A 26372-nucleotide genomic window follows, 5' to 3' on the forward strand; every position below is an offset into this window, starting at 1 on the left:
TGCGAGATCGAAAGGAGGAATGTTATGAACATTATGGGCCACCTGCAGCAGCTCGGGCGCTCGCTTATGCTGCCGACGATTGTGCTGCCCGCGGCCGCGATTTTTCTATGTCTCAGCGGGTTGCCTTGGGAGTCATTCGGCATGCCGAGCATCCACACCCACCTGCTGACGGCTGGCGAGACGCTCTTTACGTTCCTTCCTTATCTGTTTGCGTTCGGCGTCGCGATGGGCATGACGAGCAATTCCGGAACGGCCGGCCTTGCGGCTATCGCGGGGATGTTCATTTATACCGGCATCATCAATGCCAGTCATTACGAGCTGGAGCCGACCGTATTCACGGGCGTCATTATCGGAATCGTAACCAGCGTGCTCAACGAGAAGTTCAAGTCGATCAAGCTTCCCGAATATATACAGTTTTTCGGAGGTCCGCGGTTTGTGCCGCTTATTGTGAGCGTATTCTCGACGCTCTGGGCGATCGTGATGGTGCAGATCGCGCCAAGCATACATAGTGCCTTGATCGAGCTCGGCGATGTCGTCAATTCGGGCGGCGGCTTCGGCGTGTTTTTATTCGGATTCGTGCTGCGAATTTTGGTCGTGTTCGGCTTGCATCATTTGGTCAGCCACGTGTTCTGGTTCCAGGTCGGAGGCTATCAAGTGCCGGACGGGCATATGGTTTTCGGCGACTTGCCGCGATTTTTCGCGGGCGATCCAACGGCCGGCGCATTCATGGCGGGCTTATATCCGACGATGATGTTCGCGCTTCCGGCCATCGCTTTCGCGATTATTCATGAAGCGCGCGAGGATCTGAAGCCGACGATTCGCAAAACGTTCCTGACGGCCGCGCTGGCGTCCTTCTTGACGGGCGTGACGGAGCCGATCGAATTTGCGTTTCTGTTCGTAGCCCCCTATTTGTTCGTCGTTCATGCGCTGCTTTCCGGACTTATGATGTGGATTACGTACGAGCTCGGCATACGAACCGGCTTCTCGTTCTCCGCCGGCGCCATCGATTTTCTGATCAACGAACATTTGGCGACGAGAGGCTGGCTGATCATACCGATCGGCATTCTGTTCGGCCTCGTTTATTACGTGATGTTCCGCTGGGCCATAAGGCGATTCCGTATCCCGACGCCGGGACGCGAGGAAGGCTCGCAGCTGGATGAGTGGGCGGGCGACATTCCTTACCGGGCACCGCTTATTCTTCAGGCGATCGGCGGCAAGGAAAACATCATTCAGATGGAAGCCTGCATTACCCGGCTGCGCCTGAAGGTCGGAAGCGACAAGCTGATCGATAATAATGCGCTTAAGCATCTTGGCGCGGCTGGCGTGATCCGTCTGGGCGGCGGCAACGTGCAGATCGTATTCGGCACCTATTCCGAGCTGATCCGGGAGGAGATGAACAAGGCGATTCGCCGGGACATCTCAAGGGTGCTCTTCTGCTCGCCGGTCCAAGGCCGGATGATGCCGCTCAGCGAGGTACCCGATCCGATCTTCGCGGGCAAGCTCGTCGGCGACGGCGTCGCGTTCATGCCAGAGAAGGGGGAGCTCGTATCTCCCGTTCTGGGCAAAGTCATTCACGTCTATCCCTCGATGCATGCGATCGGCATACGAACGCCAGACGGGCTGGAAGTGCTGCTTCACATCGGCATCGATACGTCGCAATTGAAAGGCCAGGGCTTCTCCGCCGTCGTGAAGGAAGGCGACCAGGTAAAGCCGGGCCAGCTGCTGATCACCTTCGATATGCAGAAAATCCGTAAAGGAAGCAAATCGCTTGCGACGCCGATGGTCATCACGAATTCGGACCGGGTGAGCTCCTGGAGCTTTGCGCCGTTCAAAAGCGTGAGACGGGGGCAGGCTTCCGTCATGTCGGTCGTTCTAAAAGAGAGAAGCGGTGGAGGGGAAACAGCGTGATTCAAGGTATTGGAGCATCAACGGGCGTCGCGATCGGCAAAGCTTTCGTACTTCCGAATTGGGAATGGGACTTGCCCGAGCAGAAGATCGACGTGGGAGACCTTGCCCGCGAGTTTGAACGCTTATATGAAGGAATTCGTACATCCAAGGTCGAGATCGAGCAAATGAAAGACGACCTTCGCGAAGTGGTCGGCCCGGAAGAAAGCTTTATCTTCGACGCGCATCTGGCCATCCTCGACGATCCCGTCTTCATGAACGAGATTCAAGGCATCATTCAGCGTCAATATAAAGCGGCGGAAGTGGCCGTCAAAGAAGCGATCGACCATTTTGTCACCATGTTCGATTTGCTGGACGACGAGTACATGAAGGAGCGCGCGCTCGACATCAAGGACGTCGGCAACCGGCTCCTGAAGCATTTGCTCGGCGCGCCGGAAATTACGCTGCCCGCCGATACGCAGCCTTTCATCCTGATCGCGAAGGAACTGTCGCCTTCCCAGCTTGCGCATCTGAACCCGAGCCACGTACTGGGCATTGCGACGCTGGCAGGGAGCATGACCTCGCATTCCTCCATTATGGCCAGAGCGCTTGGCGTGCCGCTCGTCGTGGGCATCGAGTCCAAGCTGGAGGAACCGATTCAAACCGGCGATATGCTGATCATCGACGGCGGACTCGGCATCGTGCATATCGAGCCGGAGCAATCGCTCGTCGATTATTATACGGGCAAGCAGATTCTGCAGCGGGAGAAAAAGCAGCAGCTGAAGGGCATTATCAACTTCAAGCCGGTCACGCAGGACGGCAAGGAGATGGAGTTGAGCGCGAACATCAGCTCGTTGAAGGAATTGGACGTGGCCTTGTCCAGCGGCGCGAACGGCGTCGGCCTGTTCCGGACGGAGTTTCTGTATATGGACCGGAGCCGGCTTCCCCGGGAAGAGGAGCAGTTCGAGGTCTATCGCAATGTCGCGGAGAAGCTGGGACAGAAGCCGCTCATTATCCGGACGCTGGATATCGGCGGCGATAAACAGCTGGATTATTTCGAGCTGCCGGAAGAAGACAACCCGTTCCTCGGCTATCGGGCGATTCGCATTTGTTTGGACAAAACGGATCTGTTCAAGACGCAGCTAAGAGCGATTCTGCGCGCCGGCCATTACGGAAACGTGAAGATCATGTATCCGTTGATCTCTTCCGTCGAAGAGGTAAGAGCGGCTAACGGCCTGCTGCAGGCATGCAAGGACGAACTGAGGGCGGAAGGCGTCCCTTATGCGGAAGATATGAAGGCCGGGATCATGATCGAGCTGCCTGCAGCCGTTCTCATTGCGGATATGCTAGCGGAGGAAGTCGACTTCTTCAGTATCGGCACGAATGATTTGATTCAATTCACGCTGGCCGTCGATCGGATGAACGAGCAGATCTCGCACCTGTATGAGCCTTATCATCCTTCGGTGCTGCGCATGATCAAGCTGACGGTCGAGGCGGCAAAACGGCAAGGCATTCATGTCGGCGTATGCGGAGAGATGGCGGGGGATATCAAGGCGCTGCCGATCTGGCTCGCGCTCGACGTCGACGAACTGAGCATGTCCTCTCATTCGCTTCTGCCGGTCAAGGAGCGGCTGTTGTCCCTGCGGCAGCAGGAGAGCCGCGATTTGTTCGAACGGCTGATGCGCTGCAAGACCAGCGCGGAGATTCACGAGATCGTGAAGCTCAAGACGGCCGATGAACAGCAGACGGAAGCTTATCCAGACATGTTCAGAAGCTCCTAACTCGAAAGTAGCCGCGAAACCATAACTAAACGAAACAAAGGGGCAAACCAAAAGTCTGCCCCTTGTTTATTTCTTCTTATTTGCGCGCAAGCGCATCGACGAACGCTTTTGCATACGGCGGCAGGTCCGGCGGACGGCGAGCCGAAATCAAGTTTCCGTCCACGACGACCGGCTCGTCGAACCATTCGGCGCCGGCATTCTCCATGTCATCGCGAATGCCTGGCGTCGAGGTGACTTTGCGGCCGTTCAAGATTTTGGCCGACACGAGCACCCAGCCGGCATGGCAGATCTGACCGATCGGCTTGCCGGCCGCGTCCATTTCCTTCACGAGCTGCAGCACCTTCGGGTAACGGCGGATTTTGTCCGGCGCCCAGCCGCCGGGAACGAGCAGGCCGTCTATAGTGGCGCCGTCGACTTCTTCATAGGCCAGATCCGCCGTTGCCGGCACGCCGTATTTCCCGATATGGGTCCTGCCTTTCTCGGGTCCGGCGAACAGCACGGCCGCCCCTTCTTCACGGACGCGATAGACCGGATACCACAATTCGAGATCCTCGAATTCATCGTCAAGCAGGCAAATAATCGTTTTATCTTTCAGCGACAAGTCTATTCCTCCTCTGCCATTATCGATTCCAAGCTCGTCACTATTTTAAACGAAGGTGATTCCATGAAGCAAACCGTTAGACGTTCGGCTGCCACTCTTCCTGCCGCTGCCGTCATGCTGGCGATATTCTGGCTGTCCTCGCGGACCAGCGATGAACTGGACTCCGTACTCCCTTGGTTTCAAGAACTGTTCCCCGCGATGGCAAGCTTCAACTGGGGCCACTTTATCGCCTATTTCGTCCTCGGACTCGCTTATGCATACGGCTTTGGCAGACATGCCGAACGCCTATCCGTAAAGGTGCTTATTATCGGGTTATGCCTGGTCTACGGATTAACGGACGAGTACCATCAATCCTTCGTGGACGGCCGCTCGCCGGACAGCGCAGACCTGCTTCACGATGGTATCGGCGCCGCGCTGGGCATGCTGTTGTTGACCTTCCCGCCTGTCGTCAAACGGTGGCGGAGACTGGCTGTTTAATCCGTTAGATGCAAAAATTACAACCTGCGCGGAAGAAGGACTTTAACGCAAAAAGTCGAATACCTTTATCGTCACGCTAGGCCTAGGAAAAAACGCTTACATGAGCGCTCCGCGGCCATGCTGCTTTTAGGAGAAGGAGTGGACTATTTTGCAAAAGCGCTGTTCTTGCGGCGATCTCATGCCAATGAAGCTGCGTACCGTCATTTATTCCAATAAGGTTGAAATCGATAACGTGCCGATTTACTCATGCCCGTCCTGCAACAGCAGCGAGGTGTTTCCCGAAGTGAAGCCGGACTTGACGGGACTCATCGGCCAACTGGGCGCGCAGCCCGCCAAGCAAACCTTTTTGTTTAACGAATGGAATGAATGGGCAAAGCTGTTAGTAGAGGCTTATCACGATCATAAACATTCCGATCCCGCCATCGTAAGAAGACTGACCGAGGAACGGATCGATATGCTTCTTGATCTGTTGGCCGTCGCGCAGTCATCCGGAGACGAGGATTGGATGGCTGACATACATAAGCGGCTGGCTCAGTTGAGCAGGAGCATGCTGCAGTACGGATAGCAAAGGGAGTGTGGCGAGGATGGACATGCCTGTTCCGATGACGGCCGCAGCAGACTGGGAAGCCGCTTATGTCGAATCCTTTCGGCGTCCCGTGCTGATCTTCAAGCATAGCACGGAATGCCCGATCAGCGGCGGCGCCCGCGACGAGCTGTCCAATTGGCTGGAAGACGCGGCGTCTCTCTCGCTGTCCCCGGTCATGGTGCTCGTGCCGGAGAATCGCGGCGTCGCGATGGCGATCGCCGAACAATTAAACCTTAAGCACGAATCGCCCCAACTCATTCTGGTAGATGGTGGCAAAGTGTCGTGGCATGCTTCACACTGGCAGATTACCTACTCCGCATTAGACGAGCATCTCGGCACGCATTGCGAAAAGCAACATTTTGTCGTATGATTAACGATAAAGTGTTACGGGGCGAGAGAAAAATTTGAACTAATGGAGAGTAGGACTGTGACGGTAACCATTTATGATGTAGCAAGAGAAGCAGGCGTGTCCATGGCAACGGTGTCACGGGTCGTCAACAACAATCCGAACGTGAAGCCTCAAACGCGCAAGAAAGTATTCGAGGCCATCGAGCGTCTCGGCTACCGTCCGAATGCGGTAGCGCGCGGTTTGGCGAGCAAGAAGACGACGACGGTAGGCGTCGTGATTCCCGACATCTCCAATGCGATCTTCGCGGAAGTGGCCCGAGGCATCGAAGATATCGCCAATATGTATCACTACAATATTATTTTGTGCAACGCCGATAAGAAGAAAGATAAAGAGATTCGCGTCATCAATACGCTGCTGGAGAAGCAAGTCGACGGACTGCTGTTTATGGGTGGCGCCGTAACGGACGAGCATCTGCAGGCGTTCAAGACGGCTAACGTGCCGATCGTGCTCTGTGCAACCACGGACGAGAACGGCATGATTCCTTCGGTCGACATCGATCATGAAGCGGCGGCATTCGAGGCCGTGCAGACGCTGATCAAGAACGGGCACCGTTCGATCGCGATGATCGGCGGCACGCTCCAAGATCCGGCGAACGGCTATGCTCGTTTCCAAGGCTACAAGCGCGCGCTGGAAACAGCCGGGCTTGCATATGACGAGAACATGGTTCGGATCGGCAACTACCGCTACGAGTCCGGAGCGGATGCGATGAAATATTTCCTCGAGCTGCCGACGCGTCCGACGGCGGTCTTCTCCGCAACGGATGAAATGGCTATTGGAGCGATCCACAGCATCCAGGACGCCGGGCTGAAGGTGCCGGATGACATATCGGTCATCAGCGTAGACAACAGCCGCATGGCATCGATGGTGCGCCCTCAGCTGACTGCCGTAGCGCAGCCGATGTACGACATCGGAGCGGTGTCGATGCGTCTGCTGACGAAGCTCATGAAGAAGGAAACGGTCGAGAATCCGAAAGTGATTCTGCCGTACGAAATCGTAACCCGTCAGTCGGTAGGGAGCATCTAATGACAGCGTATGGAAAGATAGGCATCATCGGCGCGATGGCCGAAGAAATCGATTTGCTTCACAAGACCGTCTCCAAGACAGGCTCTTTCGTGAAGGCAGGCATAGAATACACCGAAGGCAGCCTGCATGGACATCAGGTCGTGTTCTGCAAATCCGGCGTCGGCAAAGTGAACGCAGCCGTTTGCACGCAGCTGCTTATCGATGCCGGCGTGGAGTGCGTGCTGTTCACGGGCGTTGCGGGCGCGGTTGCGCCAAGCTTGAATATCGGGGATATCGTGATTTCGACTTCTTGTCTGCAGCACGATTTCGACGTGACGCCGCTCGGGTTCGCCCGCGGTCAAATTCCTTATCAGGATGTGTGGGAATTTCAAGCGGCGCCGGATCTTGTGGAGCTTGCCAGCTCGGCAAGCGAGCAGCTGTTCCCGGGACGCAGCCTGAAGGGGAAAGTACTGTCCGGCGATCAATTCATCGCTTCGCGCGATGCGGTCCGCGGGATGTACGAGGAGCTTGACGGCGCCTGCACCGAGATGGAAGGCGCTTCGCTCGCGCAAGTATGCGTCATGAACGGCGTACCGTTCGTCGTCATCCGTTCCATGTCGGATAAAGCGGACGGCTCGGCGCATGTGAACTTTGCGGATTTTACGGTACAGGCTTCCGTTAATTCGCATGCTATCATTGAAGAGATGATCAAACAGATGTAACCCATCGTTGCGTTACGAAATAAGGCAGCTCGCATTCTTCCTGCATGGAAGAGCGATGCTGCCTTATTTGTTTAGAGCTGCTGGAGAACGATGGAGGTGATCTCCTTGTTGCGGGCTTCGATCTCCTCCCGCCGGGGCATCGGCTGCCAGCCGGACAGATCATCCAGCCAATCCGTCGGAAGCGCGCGCTCGGCTATAGGCAGCCAGTAGTGCTGCCAGGATAGCGGAAGCGGCTCATTCGCGGCACTGTCGCTTAAACGTTCAGCCAGGGGATGCTCGGTCATGGCAAGCCATACCAAGGCCCACGCGCGCGGTACGACCTGCCAAATGTCATATCCGCCGCCGCCAAGGGCAATCCAGCGTCCGTTCGTATGCGTGCGTGCGAGCTCGCGGATGATGAGCGGCATGGTCTGATAGATCCGCATGCTGCAGTGGATATGCGACAACGGGTCGAAGGCATGGGCATCGCAGCCATGCTGGCTGATGATGACGTCAGGCTTGAATACGTCAGCTGCCCGCTCGATCGTCAGGCGGAAGCTCTCCAGCCAGGAATCGTCTTCGGTGTAGGGCTCAAGCGGCAGATTAATGGCCATGCCGAATCCGGCATCCATGCCGCGCTCCGAGACGAAGCCGGTTCCAGGGAACAAGTACTTGCCGGTCTCGTGGATGGAATAGGTGCATACGTCGGGATCGGCGTAAAAGGTCCATTGAACGCCGTCGCCGTGATGGACGTCCGTGTCGATATACAGCACGCGGGCGCCGTATTGTTTCCGGATGTGCGCAATGGCGATGGCGGCGTCGTTATAGACGCAGAAGCCCGAGCCGCGGTCGGGGAAAGCATGATGCAGCCCGCCTGCCATATGATACGCATGTTCGGCTTGGCCGCTCATGACGATATCCGCCGCCAGCACCGAACCGCCGACGATGGCGGCTGCGGCTTCGTGCATGCCGGGGAAGTACGGCGTGTCCTCCGTGCCTAAGCCGTAGCTGTCCGCCTTGGCAGCGACAGCCGGAGCGGGGCTCGATACGCTGAGACTGCGTACGGCTTCAACATAGTCCGCGCGATGAACGAGCTGCAGCATGTCGTCGCCGGCGAAGCCGGCTTGGACGATTTGATCGGGCTCGAGCGCGCCTGCGGCCTCCAGCAAATGCCGGGCAAGCGCCAGTCGAATCGGGTTGAAGGGATGCTCCTGATTGAATTTATAGCGTTCCGCATCTGGCGAATGGATATAAACGGCTTTGGCCGCCATGCTGTTCAACTTCCTTTCTGCTCGTGCTGTTCACGTGTAAGCGACTTAATACATGAACCGCTGCCTGAACCGAACGCGGTCAAATTGCTGTATCGAGCTAAGCGGAACTTCTCTGCCGATGCGCACCATGAGACAGTTTGCGGGATGCGCGCAGATCTCGGGATCGTCCGTCGCAAACCAGACCATGCCGGCTTCTTTCATGAGCTGTTCCATCATGGCGCGATAGTCCCACACGCTGAGGCCGGTGCCCTCAAGGTCCCAGTGCCAATAATATTCCGTTGTATACACAATGACGTTCTCCAACTGTTCGTTCCTGAACGCGAGCAGAATCAAACGTTTGGCCAGGCCCAGACCGCGATAAGCATCGGCCACTTCAACGGCGCCCAGTTCAACCAGATCCTCCATGTTCCCCTCGGACCAGGTTTCGAGCTCGTCCGGATAATGGAAGGTGACGTAACCGACGATGATATCGCCATCCCTGGCTGCGACGATTCGGCCTTCGGGCAGTTCGGCAATTTCGATCAGAGCTTTATGTTGTTCGATCGGCCGGCGGAACGCATCCAATTGGTCATGCAGCTTCAAGCTTCTCAGCCGATGCGCTTCCATGGGGCCTTCGATCACGATATCCCGTTCTTGAAAGCGAACGATCTCCGTATGCGGCAGTTTGCGATGTTCCAATGAATCGGGCTCCTTTCGCATGCTATCCTACTTATATCAAAAAAAAGTTAGCATGAAAAGCATGGCCTGAAGAACGGCAGACATGATATAATATGAAAGCGTATTCGGGCAGGGCCCGAACAGAGAAAAGAGAACGGTTTTACTATGGGCAGGAGGATGATGAAGAATGAGTAACACGCATCAAGAACGGATTCCGGTGACGGCATCCGGCTCCAACATGGCAAGCTATGATGAAACTTATGCAGGATTTGCGTTTGATCAGCTCGATAAGCATTTTTCGTGGCATGAAACAGGCAAAGTGAACATGGCTTACGAAGCAATCGATCGTCATGTCGAGGCTGGACGAGGCGGCAAAGTTGCTCTCTACTATAGCGATAATGCACGCGATGAGTCGTATACGTTCGAGGAACTCTCCCTTCAGTCGAACCGTTTCGCGAATGTGCTGCGCGGATTGGGTATCGGCAAAGGAGAGCGCGTTTTCATTTTCATGCCGCGTACGCCTGAGCTGTACTTCAGCCTGCTCGGTTCATTGAAGGTCGGCGCTGTCGTCGGACCGCTCTTCGAGGCATTCATGGAGACGGCCGTCAGAGACCGGCTGCAGGACAGCAGTGCGGCGGCGATCATTACGACGCCTGCCTTGTTATCGCGCATTCCAAGAAACGAGCTTCCGGATCTCCGTCATGTCATCGTCGTCGGTGACGATGTTCAGGCAGGAGAGGGGATCGTCGACTTCAAAGCCGAAATGGCAGCGGCGAGCGATGCGGCGGATATCGAGTGGCTTGACAAGGAAGACGGTCTGCTTATCCACTATACCTCCGGTTCGACCGGTAAGCCGAAAGGCATCTTCCACGTGCAAAATGCCATGATACAACATTACTTTACCGGCCGCGTCGTTCTCGACTTGCAGCCTGACGATATTTATTGGTGCACGGCCGATCCAGGCTGGGTCACCGGAACTTCCTATGGCATTTTCGCTCCGTGGCTGAACGGCGCGACCAACGTGATCCGCGGAGGACGCTTCAGCCCGCAGGATTGGTACAAGACGATTGAGCGTTACGGCGTTACCGTATGGTACAGCGCGCCTACAGCGTTCCGCATGCTAATGGGAGCCGGCGATGAGGTCGTAGGGCAATTCAACCTGTCCAGCCTGCGTCATGTCCTGAGCGTAGGCGAGCCGCTGAATCCGGAAGTCGTGCGTTGGGGTCTGAAAGTCTACCATCAACGCATTCACGATACGTGGTGGATGACGGAGACCGGCGCACAGCTGATCTGCAACTACCCTAGCATGGAAATCAAACCGGGCTCCATGGGCAAGCCGATTCCGGGCGTACAGGCCGCGATCATCGATGACAGCGGCAACGAGCTGCCTCCTTATCGTATGGGCAACCTGGCCATCCGCACGCCTTGGCCGTCCATGATGCGCAAGGTGTGGAACAATCCGGCCAAGTACGAAGAATACTTCCGGATTCCCGGCTGGTACATTTCCGGCGACTCCGCGTATCGCGACGAGGACGGTTATTTCTGGTTCCAAGGCCGAATCGACGACGTCATCAATACGGCTGGGGAGCGCGTAGGGCCGTTCGAGGTGGAGAGCAAGCTGGTCGAGCATCCGGCCGTTGCGGAAGCTGGGGTAATCGGCAAACCCGATCCGATGCGCGGCGAGATCATCAAAGCGTTTGTGGCGCTTCGCGAGGGCTTCTCGCCTTCGGACGAACTGAAGGCAGATATTACGAAGTTCGTAAAAGAAGGCCTCTCCGCGCACGCTGCGCCGCGCGAAATCGAATTCAAAGATAAACTGCCGAAGACGCGCAGCGGCAAGATCATGCGCCGCGTTCTGAAGGCATGGGAGCTTAATTTGCCCACAGGCGATTTGTCCACGATCGAAGATTAAGCCAGGGCCTCATGAATACGTCAGCACAACAAAGAACCTTCAAGCGCATCAAGCGCTTGAAGGTTCTTTGTTTGTTTTGTTTGTTTCGATTGTTTCGATTGTTTCGTTATTGAATGCCGACAGACGGGGAAGCCGAGGATTCTCCGGCTTCATTGACGGCGGTGACTTGGAAGTAGCCGCTCGTCAGGGGAGACACATATTCGAATCTTGCTTCGCCCGTGCTGCCGATTTTGTTGTACCTGCCATTGCTGCTCGTGCTGTAGTACACATTGTAGGTGGTTACCTGCTCGGACGAAGCGTTATCGGGCCAAGTCAGCTTAATGCCGATATCCGTGGTCGAGACCGTTACGTTCATGGGAGCCGACGGGGCCGCGAGGCCGTTATTCGTTCCCGTTGAAGTTCCGTTATCCTCAGGTATGCCGGTATCGTCATTGATGGTGCCCTGATTCCCGGTGTTCGACCCTGTATCATTGCCTTTCGTCGTATAGCTGCCCCCAGGCGAGACGAGAAGGCTTGGCGCCGATTCCTTGCCCGCCACGTCCACAGCCGTTACGTAATAGGCATAGATGCCTTGGCTTCCGACGAAGTTGACGAACTTGGTATCCTGTCCGGTTAGAATGGCGCTGCCCATATTCGTGAAAGGTCCATCGTTGACGGCGCGGTACAGCCTGTAACCGACGACATCCTTCTCCGGAGACGGCTTGAACGAAATCCGGTACTTGGTCGCCGTTACCGTTTCGAGCGTCACGTTCGAAGGCGGGCTCGGAGCATGGCCGTCCTCGACGCGCGGATCGATGATGGATGGGGCATCCTTGCCGGCGTCGGCCGGCACGTACATGCTCATCGGCCTGCGGCTGTCAGCCGGCAGCTTCGCCTGCGCGGCTTCGATTTCCTGCATCAGCACGTCGAGCGGCTTCTCGCGTTTCACGACGATTCGTTCGTCGATCATATCCGCGGGCGTGGACGGCTGCGGAATGTAGTTCACGCCGTTGTAGGAGATGACGGCCATCTTGACGAGAGCGTCGTCAGGTTCCTTCGGCAGGAATTTGGAATTGAACCAATCGGTCACCAGTTTGCCGCTGCTGCGCGTCAGCTCCGTCGGCAATTTGCCGCTGAAGCCCGATACGGTCGATTTGACGATGCCGGACGGCATCGTAAATTGTTTGGTCGGGAATAACTCCGGACGCTCGGTCGTCACTTCGTTCATGATAGCCGACCAAATGATCCGCGCGCGCTCCCGTTCCGGTTTGGACAGCGTGTATTTCTGCTTCTCGTAGCCGACCCACACGCCGAGCGTAATGTCGGGGGAGAAGCCCATGAACCATACGTCTCCGTAGCTTTGGGTGGAGCCGGTTTTGCCGACGACGGGAATTTTACCGTAATTTTTGAAATAAGTCGTAATTTTGTGACCGGATCCTGCCGGTTCGGATATGACCGTCCGCAGCATGTCCGTCATGAGGAACGCGGTTTGCTCCGAGAACACGCGAAGCGGCTTGGCTTCATGCTGATAGACGACTTTGCCGTCGGCATCCGTGATCCGGCTGATCATATAGGCGTCGTTGAAATTGCCATTATCGGCAATCGCGCCGTAAGCGTTCGTCAATTCCTCGACGGACACCCCGATGCTGAGGCCGCCGATAACGCCGGTCTGAGCCGCATCGTCAGTCGGCTGAAGCGTCGTAATGCCCAGCTTTCTGGCGAATTTCCATGCTTCCGGAATGGTGACGATGTTGTTGAAAATTTTGAGCGCCGGAATGTTCAACGAGCGGTTCAGCGCATCCCTTGCCGTCACGAGCCCGTTGAATTTGTTCGTCACGTTCATCGGGATATGGTAGCCTTTCTGGCCGTCCTTCATGACGATCGGGGAATCGTCGATGATGCTCGCGGGTTGAATCAAACCTTTGTCGATGGCAGGCAGGTAAGCTGCGATCGGCTTCATCGTCGAGCCGGGTTGACGCGTCATCTGCGTGGCGTGGTTCAATTGCTCCGTATAGAAGTCGCGGCCCTCCAGCATGCCGAGAATCGCGCCGGTCTTATGGTCGAGCATGATCGCGCCGGTTTGCTCCAAGCCCTTCTCCTTGCTGTCGCCTCCGAAGTTGTTCGGGTCCGAGCCGACCTTGTGCATCGAGTTGTAGACTTTCTTGTCGATCGTCGTGTAGATGTGATAACCGCCGCGCAGCAGGTGCTGCCTTGCTTCCTCGAGCTGCGGCGCGTTTTCCTTCTTCTTCACGTCCTCGGGGGTCAGGTTCGGGTTCTCCTGCAGGAGCAGGAGCTCCGCCGCTTGACGTTCCGATTCCAGCATCAGGAACGGGAAGGTGGAATAGGCTTTTTCCGTCGGTTTCGCAAGCGAGCCTTTGACGTCGAAATTAAGCGCTTCGTCATACTGCTCTTGGCTGATGCGCGTGGTATCCAGCATGCGCTTTAATACTAAACGCTGGCGGTCCATCGCGAGCTTGAAGCCGTTCGGATTGAACTTTCCTTTGCTCGTGAAGGCCGTATACGCCGAAGGGCGCTGCGGCAGACCGGCCAAATAGGCGGATTGCGCGATGTTCAGCTGGTTCAGGTCCGTAATGTTGAAGATGCCCTTGGCGGCTGCCTTGATGCCGTACAAATTGTAGCCGCTGTTGCCTGTGCCGAATTGGACTTTATTCAAATAAGCGGTTAGAATCTCGTCCTTGGTCATGAACCGTTCAAGCCGAAGCGAGAGGAATATTTCTTTCGCTTTCCGGCTGTCGGTCTTGTCGAGGGTCAGGAAAACCTGCCTGACGAGCTGCTGGGTGAGCGTGCTGCCGCCGGTCTGCGTATCTTCGTTCAGCAGTTTCTGCTTGACCGCGCGTGCAAGCGCGTTGAAATCGACCCCGATATGCTTATAGAAGTTATTGTCTTCCGTGGCGAGAACGGCGTTGACCACCTGCGGCGGAATGTCTTCCCGCTTGATCAGGCGTCGGTCTTCTTCCGTTCGCAGCTGGCCGACGGGGGTTTGTCCATCATTGAAATATACGAAGCCAGTGATGGCGTTTTCCTGAATTTTGGCTTCGATTTCCGCTCTGGCGCGTACGGGCTCGTCCTTCACGAAAGATGCCACGTAACCGGCCGCCGCGGCTCCTGCGAATAATCCGAATAATAGACCGAAAATAAAGAGCCATTTAAACGTTACGAACGTTACGATACCAAAAGTTCGCCATTTGCTGTATCCTTTCGGCTTCTTTTGATGGTCTTGATCCATAAAGTGATTAGCCTCCTCCGATTAACAGCATTATTATAGCATAAATCGCCAATTGATTTGGAGTTTTTAGACGGCCGAATTTGACCGTAATTCGTCAAGATGCCGCATGGGACGGGGGATGCCGGGCATGTCTGTTGACTTGTCAAATCCCCTATGGTATAAAGAGTAACAAGAAAAGTGCATATCAAAACACGTTGACGGGCTCCAGTAGATTGGCGGGCCGCGATTCCAGAGAGCCGGTGGCAGGTGCGAACCGGTACGCGCCGACAGTCGAATTACCGCCCCGAGTCGATCGGAAGAACGCGCGGTTCCGGCTTGCAAGAGCGGAAACGTCTGCTAGTAGTCTGCATCCGGATGATATCCGTTATGAAATGAAGTGAGGGCCGTTTTCACGGTGTTCTTCCCGCAGCTTGCTGCAAAGGAGCCGGCGTCCCTAACGAGGGTGGTACCGCGAGCAAATCCTTCTCGTCCCTTGAGGACAAGAAGGATTTTTTTATTTCGCGAGGGAGTGAAACCGAAATGGTGAAGTGGGAGCAATTGACGCCGGCACAGCAGCAGGAAGCGGAGCGCCAGATGGAGGTCATTCGTCGGGGCGTCGTCGAGATCGTACCCGAGGAAGATTTGAAGGCGAAGGTCGCGAACGCCGTGGCGACGGGCAAGCCGCTTAAAGTGAAGCTGGGACTAGACCCCTCGGCGCCGGATATTCATATCGGACATACGGTCGTGCTTCACAAGCTGAGGCAGTTCCAACAGCTGGGCCATGACGTGCAGCTGATCATCGGCGATTTTACCGGTCGGATCGGCGATCCGACCGGCAAGTCCGAGACACGTAAACAGCTGAGCGAAGAAGACGTGAAGCGGAATGCGGAGACGTACCAGAAGCAAATCTACAAGCTGCTCGATCCGGCCAAGACGACGGTTTACTACAATTCCGAGTGGCTCGGTCCGATGAGCTTCGCGGAAGTCGTGACGCTGTCGGCCAAAGTGACGGTCGCGCGCATGCTGGAACGGGACGATTTCACGAAACGCTACTCGTCCGGCCTGCCGATCAGCATCCATGAGTTTTTTTACCCGCTCATGCAGGGCTATGATTCCGTGGCGCTGGAGAGCGACGTCGAGCTCGGCGGCACAGACCAAACGTTCAACCTGCTCATGGGCCGCACGCTCCAGAAGGAGTATGGCAAAGCAACGCAGGCCGCGATCATGACGCCGCTCATCGAAGGCTTGGACGGCGTGAACAAGATGAGCAAGAGCTTGGGCAATTACATCGGGATCGACGAAGAACCGAACCAAATCTACGGCAAGTCGATGTCGATTCCGGATGAGCTGATGCTGAAATACTACGAGCTGGCTACGGATATCGCCAATGAGGAGCTGCTGCAGCTGAGGGAAGGCATCGCGAACGGAAGCAAGCATCCGCGCGACGCCAAGATGGCGCTTGCCCGCACCTTCGTTCGCATGTACCACGGCGAAGAAGCAGCAGAGGCGGCGGAGGCGCATTTCGTTACCGTTTTCCAGAAGCGCGCGCTTCCGGGCGACATTCAAGCAGCCGTGCTGGCAGCCGGAGAACTGGTCGAAGGCCGCATCGGAATACTGAAGCTGCTGACGTCGCTTGGCCTGCAGTCGTCCAGCAGCGAAGCAAAGCGCAGCGTTCAGCAGGGCGCGGTACGCATCAACGAACAGAAAATCGAGGATTGGTCGGCGGACATCTCGCCTTCCGATGGAGACATTATACAGGTCGGGAAGCGTAAATACGTGAAATTGGTTCTTCAAAACCAGTAAGCGGCAATAAGCTTATCGTGCGGATTCATTCGCAGGGTAAGCTTTTTTGCTGTGCCATGGAAAGCCTTCATTCGACAACAAAATAGCGCTTAAGGCTGGGCAGGCGAAACTTCTCTTCGATCACGGCGTAATAAATATCGGATGAAATGATAAAATATGGGATTCGAGAAATGGAGGGAGGGCATGGAAGGGGTATTTCTCGGTTGTTTATTCGGCGGTATATTCTTCGCGATCGTCAGTGTCGTACTCGGCGATTGGCTCAGTCTTGCGCTTGACGGGATGCTTGATTTCCTTTCGCTGGACGGCGTACCGGTTCTCCAACCGACCGCGGTCGTCGGAGGCATAACCGTATTCGGCGGAGCGGGCCTGCTCCTGGAGCATCACAGCGGTTTGGGCGCGATCGTGAATACCGTGATTGCGGTTCTGCTAGCTGTAATAGCCGCCATCGGCATTTATCTGTTATACATTCGTCCGATGGAACGGAGCGAACAATCGACGGGCTATTCGATGAAAGAACTGAACGGCATGATCGGCGACGTCATCGTACCGATCCCGGCCACGGGCTTCGGCGAAGTGACGGTGAAGGTCGGCGCCGGCTTGACGAATCACATCGCCGCCAGCTTCGACGGCATGGCGATCCCCTCCGGCACGCGCGTTGTCGTCATTCGCGTTGAAGCGCACACGCTCCTCGTATCCAAGCTGGAGCTATAATTTCGCAAGAGAGAGGAACGATTACATGGCTGATTATTTGATTATCCCCGCCGCGGTTGTCGGCGTATTGATTTTGTTGGGCTTGGCGTTCTGGGCCAGATACCGGACGGTAGGTCCGGACAAAGCGATGATCGTGACGGGCTCCTTTCTAGGAAGCCGTAACGTCGCCGCCGATGAATCCGGACGAAAAAACAAAATCGTGCGCGGCGGCGGCGCGTTCATCCTGCCGATTTTCCAGAAAGCCGACTTCTTGTCGCTGCTCTCCCACAAGCTCGACGTATCGACGCCCGAGGTCTATACGGAACAAGGCGTTCCCGTCATTTGCGACGGCGTCGCGATCATCAAGATCGGCGGGTCGGTGGAGGACATCGCGACTGCGGCGGAGCAGTTTCTTGGAAAGCCGACCGATGCGCTGAAGAGCGAGGCTCAGGAAGTACTGGAAGGCCATCTCCGCGCCATTCTCGGCTCGATGACCGTGGAGGAAGTTTACCGGAACCGCGACAAATTCGCGCAGGAAGTACAGGGCGTCGCGGCGCGGGACTTGAAGAAGATGGGCCTTCAGATCGTCTCCTTTACGATAAAGGATCTGCGCGATAAGCACGGTTATCTGGAAGCGCTTGGCAAGCCGCGTATCGCCGCGGTCAAGCGGGATGCCGATATTGCCGAAGCGGAAGCGGTCAGAGATTCGCGGATTCAGAAAGCGCGTGCCGAAGAAGAAGGTTTGAAGGCAGAGCTGCTGCGCGATACGAATATCGCGGAAGCCTCCAAGGCCAAAGAACTGAAGGTAGCTTCGTTCAAGAAGGAACAGGATTCCGCCAAGGCAGAGGCCGATCAAGCGTATGCCATTCAAGAAGCGCGCGCGAAGCAGCTGGTCGTCGAGGAACAGATGCAGGTCGAGCTCGTCCGGAAAGAACGGGAAATCGATCTGGAAGGCAAGGAGATCCTGCGGCGCGAGAAGCAGTACGACGCCGAAGTGAAGAAGAAGGCGGATGCCGATCGGTATGCCGTCGAACAAGCGGCTGAAGCGGACAAGGCGAAGAGAATGCGCGAGGCGGATGCGGCTCAGTACCAAATCGAAGCGGAAGCCAAAGCAAACGCGGCCCAGAAGCGATTGGACGGCCTTGCGATCGCGGAAGCCGAGCGGGCGAAAGGTACGGCGGAAGCCGACGTGATCCGGCTGCGCGGCTTGGCGGAGGCGGAGGCCAAAGAGAAGCTGGCGCATGCGTTCGAACAGTTCGGCGAGGCGGCCGTGCTCGATATCATCGTGAAGATGCTCCCGGAATTGGCCGGCAAAATCGCCGATCCGATCAGCGCGATCGACAAGCTGACCGTCGTCGATACCGGTCATGGCGAAGGCGCAGCCCGCATCAGCAATTACGTTACATCGCTTATGGCGACAGCCCCAGAAATGCTGAAGAGCGTCTCCGGCATCGATCTGAATGCTTTCGTACGCGGATTGACTGCGAAGAATTTGCCTGCTTCCGCGGGTGCGACGATTCCCGTTGAAGCGGTAAAAGGCGATAGTGCCTAAAGTTTTCTTCTAGAAGCTGGCTTCGGTCTTTGACCGGAGCCGTTTTTTCATTTTTCTGTCGTTACAGGGAACGCGGAGGTGAATACCGAATACTAGCACCAAGACAAACGGATGCAGGAGGGAGCAGGCCATTGATCAAGCTGCATACCTGTTATGTGAAAGATTTTTACGGCAAATGGGAAATGGCGAAGGACGTGACGCAGTATCATATCCTGCTCGTCGCGACGAAAGGGAGAATCGTCTATTGGGTCAATGGCGAAACGGTTTACCTGTCGAGAGGCGAGGCGATCTTTATTCCATCCGGCTCGATCCGCGGCGGCCTAGCCTCGGAAGACCATCAGCGGTACGCCACGCATTTCACCATCGAGGACCACGACCGCGCGCTGCTGCCCCTTCTCGGCGGCAACACGTACTGCAAGACGGCGATCGGCGGGTTCGAATATTTCAAGCAGCGATTTCTGCTTCTGAAGCATCATTGGCTGATGAGGGGACCGTACTCGGAAACGATCTGCTATTCCATCTTGTTGGAGCTGCTCGGAATCATCAACTATGAACGGGATAAGTGGAAGCTTCCTGCCAAGAAAATCGATATGGCCGAAGCCATCAAGCAATACATGCTGGATCATTACCGGGAGCCGGTGACGCTCCATGATTTGTCGGCATTCACCGAGCGGACGCCGAACCATATCACGCATGCCTTCAAGTCCGTTACGGGCTTGACGCCGATCGAATATTTGCATCATGTCCGAATCACCAAAGCGAAAGAGCTGATGTTCGATAAAATGATGCCGATCAGCCAAATCGCGGAAGAAACCGGTTTTTGCGATCAAGCGTATTTCAACCGGGTATTCAAGAAGCTTACCGGCTGTTCGCCGACGTCGTTCCTGAAGGGGACGCTCCGATTGGACGAAGATGACAGCGCTATCGGGGGAATCGTTGAATCGTACAAAAGATAACCGTATCGTTAATCGAATGTGCGTCCGTTTACTCTTATGATAGAGACAGATAGCGCATGAAGCATACGGAGGCGAACAAGCGATGAATCCATCCAGTTTGAAGTACGCATTGACGGAAGAAGAGCGAAGGACGTTTAACGAAACCGGATATTTGATTATTGAGGATGCGTTGTCGGCAGCGCAGGTCGCGGATCTGACGGAACAATTCGATCGGATCTACGACGGCAAGATCGAAGGCGGCCATGATCCGAAGACAGCGCTGTTTTATCCAAATTTCATTCCCGATCACGACGTATTTCTCGACCTTGTCGACTACGAGAAGGTACTGCCGAAGGTATGGGGCTTGCTGGGGTGGAACATCTACCTGTACCATGCCCACATGATCGCGACGCCGCCGTCCGGGCAGGCGAAGAACGATGCGACGTTCGGCTGGCATCAGGACAGCGGGCGCGTCAATATGGAGATCGAGACGCATCCGCGTCCGCGATTGTCATTGAAAGTCGCGTATTTCTTGTCCGATGTGTCCGAAGCGGACCGCGGCAATTTCTGGATCGTTCCCGGAAGCCACTTCATGGACACGATGCCGCTGCCGGAAGACCGCCAGGGCCAGCCGGAAGGCGCGATTCCCGTTCGCGTAAAGCCGGGTACGGCCGTCTTCTTCGATCGGCGCCTCTGGCATGCGGGAACCCCGAACTGGTCGGACATGACGCGGAAGGTGCTGTTTTACGGCTACGGTTATCGCTGGATTCGCACGAAAGACGATATGACCGTGCAGCATCTATGGGAGCGCTCCGACCCCATTCGCCGCCAATTGCTCGGTGCAGGCGTGAATTGCAACGGTCATTATACGCCGACGGATGAAGATGTGCCGCTTCGGGGATGGCTGAAAGAACATCAGCCGGAGATGGTTTTGCGATAACCGGAAGGGCTGCAGCCCTCATGCGATTTGAACGCGCGGCTGAATGCATGGATCGTCGAATAACCGAGTTGTTCGGCGATCTCCTGCATCGGCAGGTGCGTATAGTGAATCATGGCTTTGGCTTTCTCCATACGGATCTGCTGATGGTACTGGATCGGCGTCCGTTGAAACACGTCCTTGAATAGATGGATCAAATAAAACTTGCTGATGTGGAAACGGTCTGCAAGCTCGGCCAAATGCACGCTGCGGTGCGCGTTGCGCTCGATGAAAGAACGGATCTCCGCTAGCAGCTCGAGCTGTCCGCCGCTGCCGCTTTTGCTTTCCCAGTATCGTTCACGCATGATGAGGGACAGGAGCTCGAGAAGCAAGCTTTTCAAGCGAAGCTCGTAGAATGGCGGTTTCGTCTCGAATTCTCGGATAAGTTCGAGTAACGTCTGCTCCAGCGGGAGCGGGCTGCCCGGGCGAAAATGGGAAGGGACGTCGTACGGCTCGGCAGCCAGCTCGTTCTTTCGCAGCCAGCCTCGTTCCTTGGCACTCATCTGATCCAGCGTCTTGAACGATACGCCGACCTCTTGGCTGTCCGGCAAGGCGGTCAGATCGAAATGGACGTGGGGTTGGCGTACCCGAGCGCCTCCGATCACCTCGATCGTATGCCGCTGACCAGGCTTGAAGAAGAAATAATCTCCCGCGCTCCCCGTATAACTCTCGCCCTCCACCGTCACCAGCAGCTGGCCTTCCATGAGATACAGCAGCTCGTAATCCCAGATGACCCGTTCGTCGATTCTCCACGTGGCTTCCAATATGCTGTCGATCGCTACCCGAATATAGGGCGATAGCCGTTCGATTTGCAATTCCAACACCTCGGCGCAATAAATGATAAATAATCAACAATACAAGGTAACGGATTCTCTCCCTATTCATTATATAATAGGCTCGTCAAAGCACAATATCTGATACACGAGGTGAGAATCAGCATGCTGCAAAATAACGGTCTCGGGTTAGGGCTTTCTTCCGCGCCGCTCGTGACGAAAGCTCGCACGCGGTCGATTTCGGCGGAGAATCCGAACGGCGAGAAGGGGCAGGGCGGCAAGGAAGCCAGCAATCTTGGCACGGGAAGAAAGGGCAGGCCCGCGATCACGCTGCCGCAAGGCAACGAAGTTACGCTCGCATCCATTCAAGACACGGGCGTCATCCAGCATTTCTGGATTACCGTTACGGATCAGACAGGCAAGGGGCATGCCGGCAAGTTCGTGCTGCGCGATCTCATACTGCGCATGTATTGGGACGATGAAGAAACGCCGTCCGTCGAGGTTCCCCTAGGCGACTTCTTCTGCAACGGTTTCGGCGTGCGCACGAATGTCAATTCGCTTCCCATCTGCGTCGTGCCGACGGGCGGGATGAACTGCTATATCCCGATGCCGTTCCGGCAATCCGCCAAGATTACGATCGAGAATCAGCATGCGGTCGATATCGAAGGCTTCTTCTACACGTTCAACTACACGCTGGTGGACGAGCTGCCGGAGAACGCGGCGTATTTCCATGCGCAGTGGCGGCGCGAAAGCGTCACCGAACGAGGCAAGGACTTTACCATTCTGGACAACGTCAAAGGATCCGGCCAATACATCGGTACATATCTCGCTTGGGCGGCTTTGGAGCGGAATTGGTGGGGGGAAGGGGAAATCAAGTTCTATATGGACGGCGACGAGGAGTGGCCGACGATTTGCGGTACCGGTACGGAGGATTACGTGGGCGGGGCCTGGTGCTTCAATAACATGAAGACGAATGAACCGGAATCTTATTCGACGCCTTACTTAGGGTACCAGTTCTATAAGGAAACGACCGAGATCGACGCCTGGTACGGACACAATGTTCCGATGCACGGGATGTACCGCTGGCATCTGCCGGATCCGATTCGTTTCGAGCAGGACCTGCGCGTCACGATTCAACAAATCGGCCACGATCACGCCAAGCTGTTCGAGCGCTCGGACGATGTATCTTCCGTGGCCTACTGGTACCAACTGGAGCCGCACGCTTCGTTTCCTGCGCTGCCGCCGGCGCCTCAGAGATGGCCGAGATAAATAGCTTGACGAAGGATAAAAAAAAGAGAGGTCCAAAGCAGCTGCTTTGGACCTCTTGCTTATTAACGGCTGTAGAACTCGACGATTTGTTTCTCGTCGATCTCTTGCGGAAGTTCAGCGCGTTCCGGAAGACGAACGTACTTGCCTTCGAACGAAGCATCGTTGTATTCCAAGTAGTTTGGAAGGTAGTTGCGGCCTTCAACAGCTTCTTTGATGGATTTCATCGAACGGCTGCGCTCGCGAAGACCGATCACGTCGCCAACGGAAACCGTGTACGAAGCGATGTCGACTTTCTTGCCGTTAACCGTAACGTGACCGTGGGATACGAGTTGACGCGCGCCTGCACGGGAGTGTGCGAAACCAAGACGGTAAACCAGGTTGTCCAAACGGCTCTCGAGGAGGGCCATGAAGTTTTCGCCGGCGATACCTTTAAGTTTCGAAGCTTTGTCGAACAAGTTGCGGAATTGTTTTTCGTTCACGCCGTACATGTGACGAAGCTTTTGTTTTTCTTGCAATTGAATGCCGTAGCCGCTCATTTTTTTGCGTTGACCCGGGCCGTGTTGACCTGGAGGGAATGCGCGTTTCAATTCTTTACCTGTTCCGCTAAGGGAAATGCCGAGGCGGCGGGATAGTTTAAACTTAGGACCAGTATATCTTGACATGTGTCGTAAAACTCCTTCTTCAAATGGAATGTTTGAAAATGGGTGTTTCGCCGAGTACCGTCTCCGCTGCATTGTGTACCAATGCGGTAATATCAGGCATGTTCAGCCGCAGGCCTGATAGCGACAGCCTCCTTGAGGGTGACACAAAACCGTTCCCATGTATTCAACTATAAATATTATATAAGTTCACAGCCCAATGTCAAGCGGAATGCGTACTTTCCGAGGCGCGAACAGGCGAATTTAGCTTTCATAGAAAAAACTAAACCTAAAGACCTATTCCAGGCTTTCAATTATAGTGCATTCAATCTACTTTTCCAGTATAGTTATGAATAGAAGAAAGATTTGGGAAATAATGACGAAACTAGGCAGAACGAGTGCGGGGGGATGCTGCGTATGAAGAGTTTCAATGACATGAATGTGTCGGATCCCGACCGTAGTTCGCTAGATTTGCTAATCGCGCAGGAGCCCGACCTTTGGTTGCAGCAGCGGAATTTTCATGCCGACGAAGGCGAGACTGTACAAGCTATATTAATGGAAGCTTGGCATAGATGGCAGTCGCAGGCGCTGACGTTCTCTTCCCCGTTGCTGCGCCATCGCTTGAAACTGCTGAATTCGCAAGGCGGGCTCGCGGCCGAATGGGGACTTGCATCGTCTCAGACGGATATCGAAACCGTCGAAGCTCAGGTGTACAGCAGCAAAAGCAAGCAAACGAACATCGCCAGGCTGGTGCTGGAGACGGCGGATAACGATGCATCCGTTCTTCCGCTCTTGCAGTCGGCGGCCCAGACGCTATCCGAGATGTACGACCATACCTTCGATTTAATGACGGTCCGGCTCATGATGAAGCGGCAGCAGCTCAGCGATAAAGAGGCGCGCGGCCGGGACGATTTGTTTCAGGCCGCCAAACGCCTTCACGATCAAAACGATGTCCGCTCCGTGCTGCGCGTGCTTCTGGATGACATCGAACACATGTATCCGCGTGCCGACGTGAATTTATATTTGTCGCAAGATTTCGTCAATGGCGATAAGAGGGTCAAGCCTCTCCAGCTGCGCCATTCGGATGATGACTTGACTGCAGACGCGTTCCTGTCGGGCAAGCCGGTCTCTGCCGCAGACGGGGAAGGCCAGATGATATGGGCGATTCCCATGCAGGGTAAGCAGGCCGTATACGGCGTATTAAGCTTGAAGCTGCAGCGGGAAGAATGGGATGAGTTCGAGCTTAACTCCATGGTCATGCTGGCCGATACGGCCGGATCCGCATTCGAGAACGCGAAGTTGTTCGAGCAGTCGAATCTCCTGATCGGCGAGCTGCAGCTGATCAACGAGCTCACGAAGCGGCTGAATCAGTCCCTGCGGCTGAACGAGGTGTTCGAGTTCGCGATGACGGAGCTGCTGCATATATTCAAGGCGGATTATTGTAACCTGTTGCAGCTTAACGCGGACGGCAGCCATTTTCAAATCGTATCGAGCAACGTGCCCGCCGCGGCGAACGAGACCTATTCGACAACGTATGGATTTAGCGGCGTTGTCTACGCCACGCGGGAGCCGTTGATCATATCCGATTATTGGAGCACGCGGGTCGTCGAATCCAAATTAATGGATGTCACGCGGTCAAGGTCGTTGATCGCCACCCCAGTCATGGCGGGAACCAGCGTCGTCGGAGTTATCATGGTCTCGCACCAGAGTCCCAACTACTTCTCGTACGATAACTACAAGCTGCTTCAGCTCTTATCGACGCATATCGGTCTTGCGATCTCTAACGCTTCGCTTCATGCCGAGGTGCGCCGCATGGTCATTACGGACAATCTGACCGGACTGCACGCGCGGCATTATCTTAACGAGCAGATCCAGTCCCGTCAGCGGAAGGATCGCTGCGGCTCGCTCGTGCTGGTGGACATCGATCATTTCAAGCGCGTCAACGACACGTACGGCCATCTGATCGGCGACAGCATCCTGGTCATCGTCAGCGACGTCATCCGCTCCTGCATACGCGATACCGATATCGCCGCTCGCTGGGGAGGAGAGGAACTGGCGGTGTACCTGCCGCAGATCCGTTCGGAACAAGCCTTCCGGATCGCGGAGCGTATTCGCGGCACCGTGGAGACGCAGACGAATCCGCCGGTCACGGTATCCTGCGGCATCTCGGAATGGTCCTTCGAAGAAGACAAGATCAGCGTCGAATCGTTGTTTTACAGAGCGGATATGGCCCTGTACGAGGCGAAGAAGAACGGCCGAAATCGCATCTGCGTGGGCTGATCGAGTCAACCATGTACCATCCACCTCTTAGCTTCTCCTTTGGAAAACGGCTGTGCTTGAATGCACGCCGTTTTTTTATTTGCATGCGAGGTACATAAACCTTCACGATCAGACAGACGCTATCCGGAGCAGCACGATAGGCATCAGAGGATGGTGAATCAGAATGAAAGCGAGAGTAACGATCATTCTTAGCGGCTTGCTATTGCTCTTGGTTACCGCGGGTTGCAGCCATGGCGAAGGCCGTTCGTCGAATGAGCTGCTGTCGCTCGCCGTTTCAGGTCTGTCCGGGGTGGACCGCTATGCGTTCAGCGGAGATACCCGGATCGGAACCGGCAGTCAGACATCCGGCACGCCGGTCGTTTTTCAAGGCAAGGTCGAAAACCACAATCAAATCGCCATTCAAGGGATTGCCCCGAATGCGGCCACGACACCGTTTGCGCCTCTCGATCTGTTGGGCGAGATCGAGAAAACGGCCGTCAAGACCGAGTTGGTGCCCGAGGAATCGAACGGGGAGCAAACGGTGCTGCGCATTACGGCGGATTCCGAACGGACGGCGGCAAGCTGGGCGGAGCGGCTGCGAGGCGAACTCGGCATGTTGGAGAAGAAGGTGCCGGCCAAGACCGTCGTCAACTTGCACAGCGCGCAAATGCGGAGCTTGGCCGCGCAGACGGCGCTTCAGGAAGAATGGCAAGCGGAACTGGCACGTTCAAAGAAACAGCTGGAATCGATGCTCGCCGGGCTGCGGGTGCAATCGACAAGCAAGCTCGTTATCGACAAGAATAAGCTGCTTCCGCTCTCGGTCGATCAACAAACCACGTTCCGCTACAAGGCGGATGGGAAGCCGATGACGGAGTCGAGGAGCATGCGTCTTCGCTTCAAGCGATTGGATGGAAGTAAGTGGTAACTTTCTTCCGCGCCGTGCATCCGGCAGCCGAACATGATACCATACGAAGGTAAGTTAAGATGTGGA

At 55.6% G+C, this 26372-nt stretch carries 22 protein-coding genes and 1 other annotated feature; of the genes, 16 read left to right on the top strand and 6 right to left on the bottom strand.

From position 1 onward, the window contains the following. Window positions 1-24 precede the first annotated feature (24 nt). Together GT003_RS19275 and ptsP are read left to right on the top strand one after the other, a co-directional pair. Window positions 25-1908 (top strand): glucose PTS transporter subunit IIA, encoded by a 1884-nt coding sequence (locus GT003_RS19275; protein ID WP_161700818.1) that lies wholly within the window; start codon window positions 25-27, stop codon window positions 1906-1908. Next, on the top strand, window positions 1905-3665 hold the full coding sequence (gene ptsP, locus GT003_RS19280; RefSeq protein ID WP_161700820.1) for a phosphoenolpyruvate--protein phosphotransferase: 1761 nt from the start codon (window positions 1905-1907) through the stop codon (window positions 3663-3665). The genes GT003_RS19275 and ptsP overlap by 4 nt, the downstream gene beginning before the upstream one ends. A gap of 76 nt (window positions 3666-3741) precedes the next feature. Here ptsP and GT003_RS19285 read toward each other — a convergent pair whose 3' ends face one another. Continuing rightward, window positions 3742-4266: a type 1 glutamine amidotransferase domain-containing protein gene (locus GT003_RS19285; RefSeq protein ID WP_161700822.1), complete on the bottom strand. Its 525-nt coding sequence runs from the start codon at window positions 4264-4266 to the stop codon at window positions 3742-3744. Between the two features lie 63 nt (window positions 4267-4329). Between GT003_RS19285 and GT003_RS19290 the strand changes: the two genes are divergently transcribed. From GT003_RS19290 to GT003_RS19310, 5 genes are all read left to right on the top strand, one after another. Next, window positions 4330-4743, top strand: a complete 414-nt coding sequence (locus GT003_RS19290; RefSeq protein WP_161700824.1) for a VanZ family protein — start codon at window positions 4330-4332, stop codon at window positions 4741-4743. Between the two features lie 148 nt (window positions 4744-4891). Further along, the gene (locus GT003_RS19295) at window positions 4892-5308 is read left to right on the top strand and encodes a hypothetical protein (RefSeq protein ID WP_161700826.1); all 417 of its coding nucleotides are present in this window, start codon (window positions 4892-4894) and stop codon (window positions 5306-5308) included. 19 nt (window positions 5309-5327) lie between these two features. Then, a complete protein-coding gene (gene ytxJ / locus GT003_RS19300; protein ID WP_239565622.1) occupies window positions 5328-5699 on the top strand; it encodes a bacillithiol system redox-active protein YtxJ in 372 nt (123 codons plus the stop codon). Window positions 5700-5756: 57 nt separating this feature from the next. Next, window positions 5757-6761 (top strand): catabolite control protein A, encoded by a 1005-nt coding sequence (ccpA, locus tag GT003_RS19305; RefSeq protein WP_161700828.1) that lies wholly within the window; start codon window positions 5757-5759, stop codon window positions 6759-6761. Next, a complete protein-coding gene (locus GT003_RS19310) occupies window positions 6761-7462 on the top strand; it encodes a 5'-methylthioadenosine/adenosylhomocysteine nucleosidase (protein WP_161700830.1) in 702 nt (233 codons plus the stop codon). Before ccpA ends, GT003_RS19310 begins: the two co-directional genes overlap by 1 nt. 71 nt (window positions 7463-7533) lie before the next feature. Here the strand turns inward: GT003_RS19310 and GT003_RS19315 are convergent, their stop codons facing one another. Both GT003_RS19315 and GT003_RS19320 read right to left on the bottom strand, forming a co-directional pair. Then, window positions 7534-8712: an acetoin utilization protein AcuC gene (locus GT003_RS19315; RefSeq protein WP_161700832.1), complete on the bottom strand. Its 1179-nt coding sequence runs from the start codon at window positions 8710-8712 to the stop codon at window positions 7534-7536. A 45-nt stretch (window positions 8713-8757) separates the two neighbouring features. Continuing rightward, window positions 8758-9390 carry a GNAT family N-acetyltransferase gene (locus tag GT003_RS19320; protein ID WP_161700834.1) on the bottom strand — a complete coding sequence of 211 codons (633 nt, stop codon included), beginning with the start codon at window positions 9388-9390 and terminating at the stop codon, window positions 8758-8760. A 166-nt stretch (window positions 9391-9556) separates the two neighbouring features. Between GT003_RS19320 and acsA the strand changes: the two genes are divergently transcribed. Next, window positions 9557-11281 (top strand): acetate--CoA ligase, encoded by a 1725-nt coding sequence (acsA, locus tag GT003_RS19325; protein WP_161700836.1) that lies wholly within the window; start codon window positions 9557-9559, stop codon window positions 11279-11281. Between the two features lie 106 nt (window positions 11282-11387). Here acsA and GT003_RS19330 read toward each other — a convergent pair whose 3' ends face one another. Next, a complete protein-coding gene (locus GT003_RS19330; RefSeq protein WP_161700838.1) occupies window positions 11388-14507 on the bottom strand; it encodes a transglycosylase domain-containing protein in 3120 nt (1039 codons plus the stop codon). Window positions 14508-14692: 185 nt separating this feature from the next. Then, window positions 14693-14983, top strand: a binding site (T-box leader). A gap of 46 nt (window positions 14984-15029) precedes the next feature. On the opposite strand from GT003_RS19330, the gene tyrS reads away from it, so the two are divergent. From tyrS to GT003_RS19355, 5 genes are all read left to right on the top strand, one after another. After that, window positions 15030-16289: a tyrosine--tRNA ligase gene (tyrS, locus tag GT003_RS19335; RefSeq protein ID WP_161700996.1), complete on the top strand. Its 1260-nt coding sequence runs from the start codon at window positions 15030-15032 to the stop codon at window positions 16287-16289. Between the two features lie 183 nt (window positions 16290-16472). Then, the gene (locus tag GT003_RS19340; protein WP_161700840.1) at window positions 16473-17000 is read left to right on the top strand and encodes an NfeD family protein; all 528 of its coding nucleotides are present in this window, start codon (window positions 16473-16475) and stop codon (window positions 16998-17000) included. 25 nt (window positions 17001-17025) lie between these two features. After that, window positions 17026-18531 carry a flotillin lipid rafts scaffold protein FloT gene (gene floT, locus GT003_RS19345; RefSeq protein WP_161700842.1) on the top strand — a complete coding sequence of 502 codons (1506 nt, stop codon included), beginning with the start codon at window positions 17026-17028 and terminating at the stop codon, window positions 18529-18531. A 131-nt stretch (window positions 18532-18662) separates the two neighbouring features. Beyond that, window positions 18663-19487 (top strand): helix-turn-helix domain-containing protein, encoded by an 825-nt coding sequence (locus GT003_RS19350; protein ID WP_161700844.1) that lies wholly within the window; start codon window positions 18663-18665, stop codon window positions 19485-19487. 82 nt (window positions 19488-19569) lie between these two features. After that, window positions 19570-20406 carry a phytanoyl-CoA dioxygenase family protein gene (locus GT003_RS19355; RefSeq protein ID WP_161700847.1) on the top strand — a complete coding sequence of 279 codons (837 nt, stop codon included), beginning with the start codon at window positions 19570-19572 and terminating at the stop codon, window positions 20404-20406. Here the strand turns inward: GT003_RS19355 and GT003_RS19360 are convergent. Further along, a complete protein-coding gene (locus GT003_RS19360; RefSeq protein ID WP_161700849.1) occupies window positions 20382-21257 on the bottom strand; it encodes an AraC family transcriptional regulator in 876 nt (291 codons plus the stop codon). The two genes, GT003_RS19355 and GT003_RS19360, sit on opposite strands and share 25 nt — an antisense overlap. A gap of 123 nt (window positions 21258-21380) precedes the next feature. Here GT003_RS19360 and GT003_RS19365 point away from each other — a divergent pair, with 123 nt between their 5' ends. Then, complete coding sequence (locus tag GT003_RS19365; RefSeq protein WP_161700851.1) at window positions 21381-22484, top strand: glycoside hydrolase family 172 protein; 1104 nt, start codon at window positions 21381-21383, stop codon at window positions 22482-22484. A gap of 62 nt (window positions 22485-22546) precedes the next feature. Here GT003_RS19365 and rpsD read toward each other — a convergent pair whose 3' ends face one another. Next, the gene (gene rpsD / locus GT003_RS19370) at window positions 22547-23146 is read right to left on the bottom strand and encodes a 30S ribosomal protein S4 (RefSeq protein WP_161700998.1); all 600 of its coding nucleotides are present in this window, start codon (window positions 23144-23146) and stop codon (window positions 22547-22549) included. Between the two features lie 477 nt (window positions 23147-23623). Here rpsD and GT003_RS19375 point away from each other — a divergent pair, with 477 nt between their 5' ends. Beyond that, window positions 23624-25402 (top strand): sensor domain-containing diguanylate cyclase, encoded by a 1779-nt coding sequence (locus GT003_RS19375; protein ID WP_239565621.1) that lies wholly within the window; start codon window positions 23624-23626, stop codon window positions 25400-25402. Between the two features lie 163 nt (window positions 25403-25565). Next, window positions 25566-26306 (top strand): hypothetical protein, encoded by a 741-nt coding sequence (locus tag GT003_RS19380; protein WP_161700855.1) that lies wholly within the window; start codon window positions 25566-25568, stop codon window positions 26304-26306. Window positions 26307-26372 lie beyond the last annotated feature (66 nt).

Source organism: Paenibacillus sacheonensis (assembly GCF_009909195.1).
Classification (GTDB): domain Bacteria; phylum Bacillota; class Bacilli; order Paenibacillales; family Paenibacillaceae; genus Paenibacillus_Z; species Paenibacillus_Z sacheonensis.

Bases quoted from the DNA above. Each gene is read 5' to 3' on its own strand.
- GT003_RS19275 (WP_161700818.1), top strand. From the start codon at position 25: ATGAACATTATGGGCCACCTGCAGCAGCTCGGGCGCTCGCTTATGCTG.
- GT003_RS19290 (WP_161700824.1), top strand. From the start codon at position 4,330: ATGAAGCAAACCGTTAGACGTTCGGCTGCCACTCTTCCTGCCGCTGCC.
- ytxJ (WP_239565622.1), top strand. From the start codon at position 5,328: ATGGACATGCCTGTTCCGATGACGGCCGCAGCAGACTGGGAAGCCGCT.
- GT003_RS19310 (WP_161700830.1), top strand. From the start codon at position 6,761: ATGACAGCGTATGGAAAGATAGGCATCATCGGCGCGATGGCCGAAGAA.
- GT003_RS19315 (WP_161700832.1), bottom strand. From the start codon at position 8,712: ATGGCGGCCAAAGCCGTTTATATCCATTCGCCAGATGCGGAACGCTAT.
- acsA (WP_161700836.1), top strand. From the start codon at position 9,557: ATGAGTAACACGCATCAAGAACGGATTCCGGTGACGGCATCCGGCTCC.
- GT003_RS19330 (WP_161700838.1), bottom strand. From the start codon at position 14,507: ATGGATCAAGACCATCAAAAGAAGCCGAAAGGATACAGCAAATGGCGA.
- GT003_RS19340 (WP_161700840.1), top strand. From the start codon at position 16,473: ATGGAAGGGGTATTTCTCGGTTGTTTATTCGGCGGTATATTCTTCGCG.
- floT (WP_161700842.1), top strand. From the start codon at position 17,026: ATGGCTGATTATTTGATTATCCCCGCCGCGGTTGTCGGCGTATTGATT.
- GT003_RS19355 (WP_161700847.1), top strand. From the start codon at position 19,570: ATGAATCCATCCAGTTTGAAGTACGCATTGACGGAAGAAGAGCGAAGG.
- GT003_RS19365 (WP_161700851.1), top strand. From the start codon at position 21,381: ATGCTGCAAAATAACGGTCTCGGGTTAGGGCTTTCTTCCGCGCCGCTC.
- rpsD (WP_161700998.1), bottom strand. From the start codon at position 23,146: ATGTCAAGATATACTGGTCCTAAGTTTAAACTATCCCGCCGCCTCGGC.
- GT003_RS19380 (WP_161700855.1), top strand. From the start codon at position 25,566: ATGAAAGCGAGAGTAACGATCATTCTTAGCGGCTTGCTATTGCTCTTG.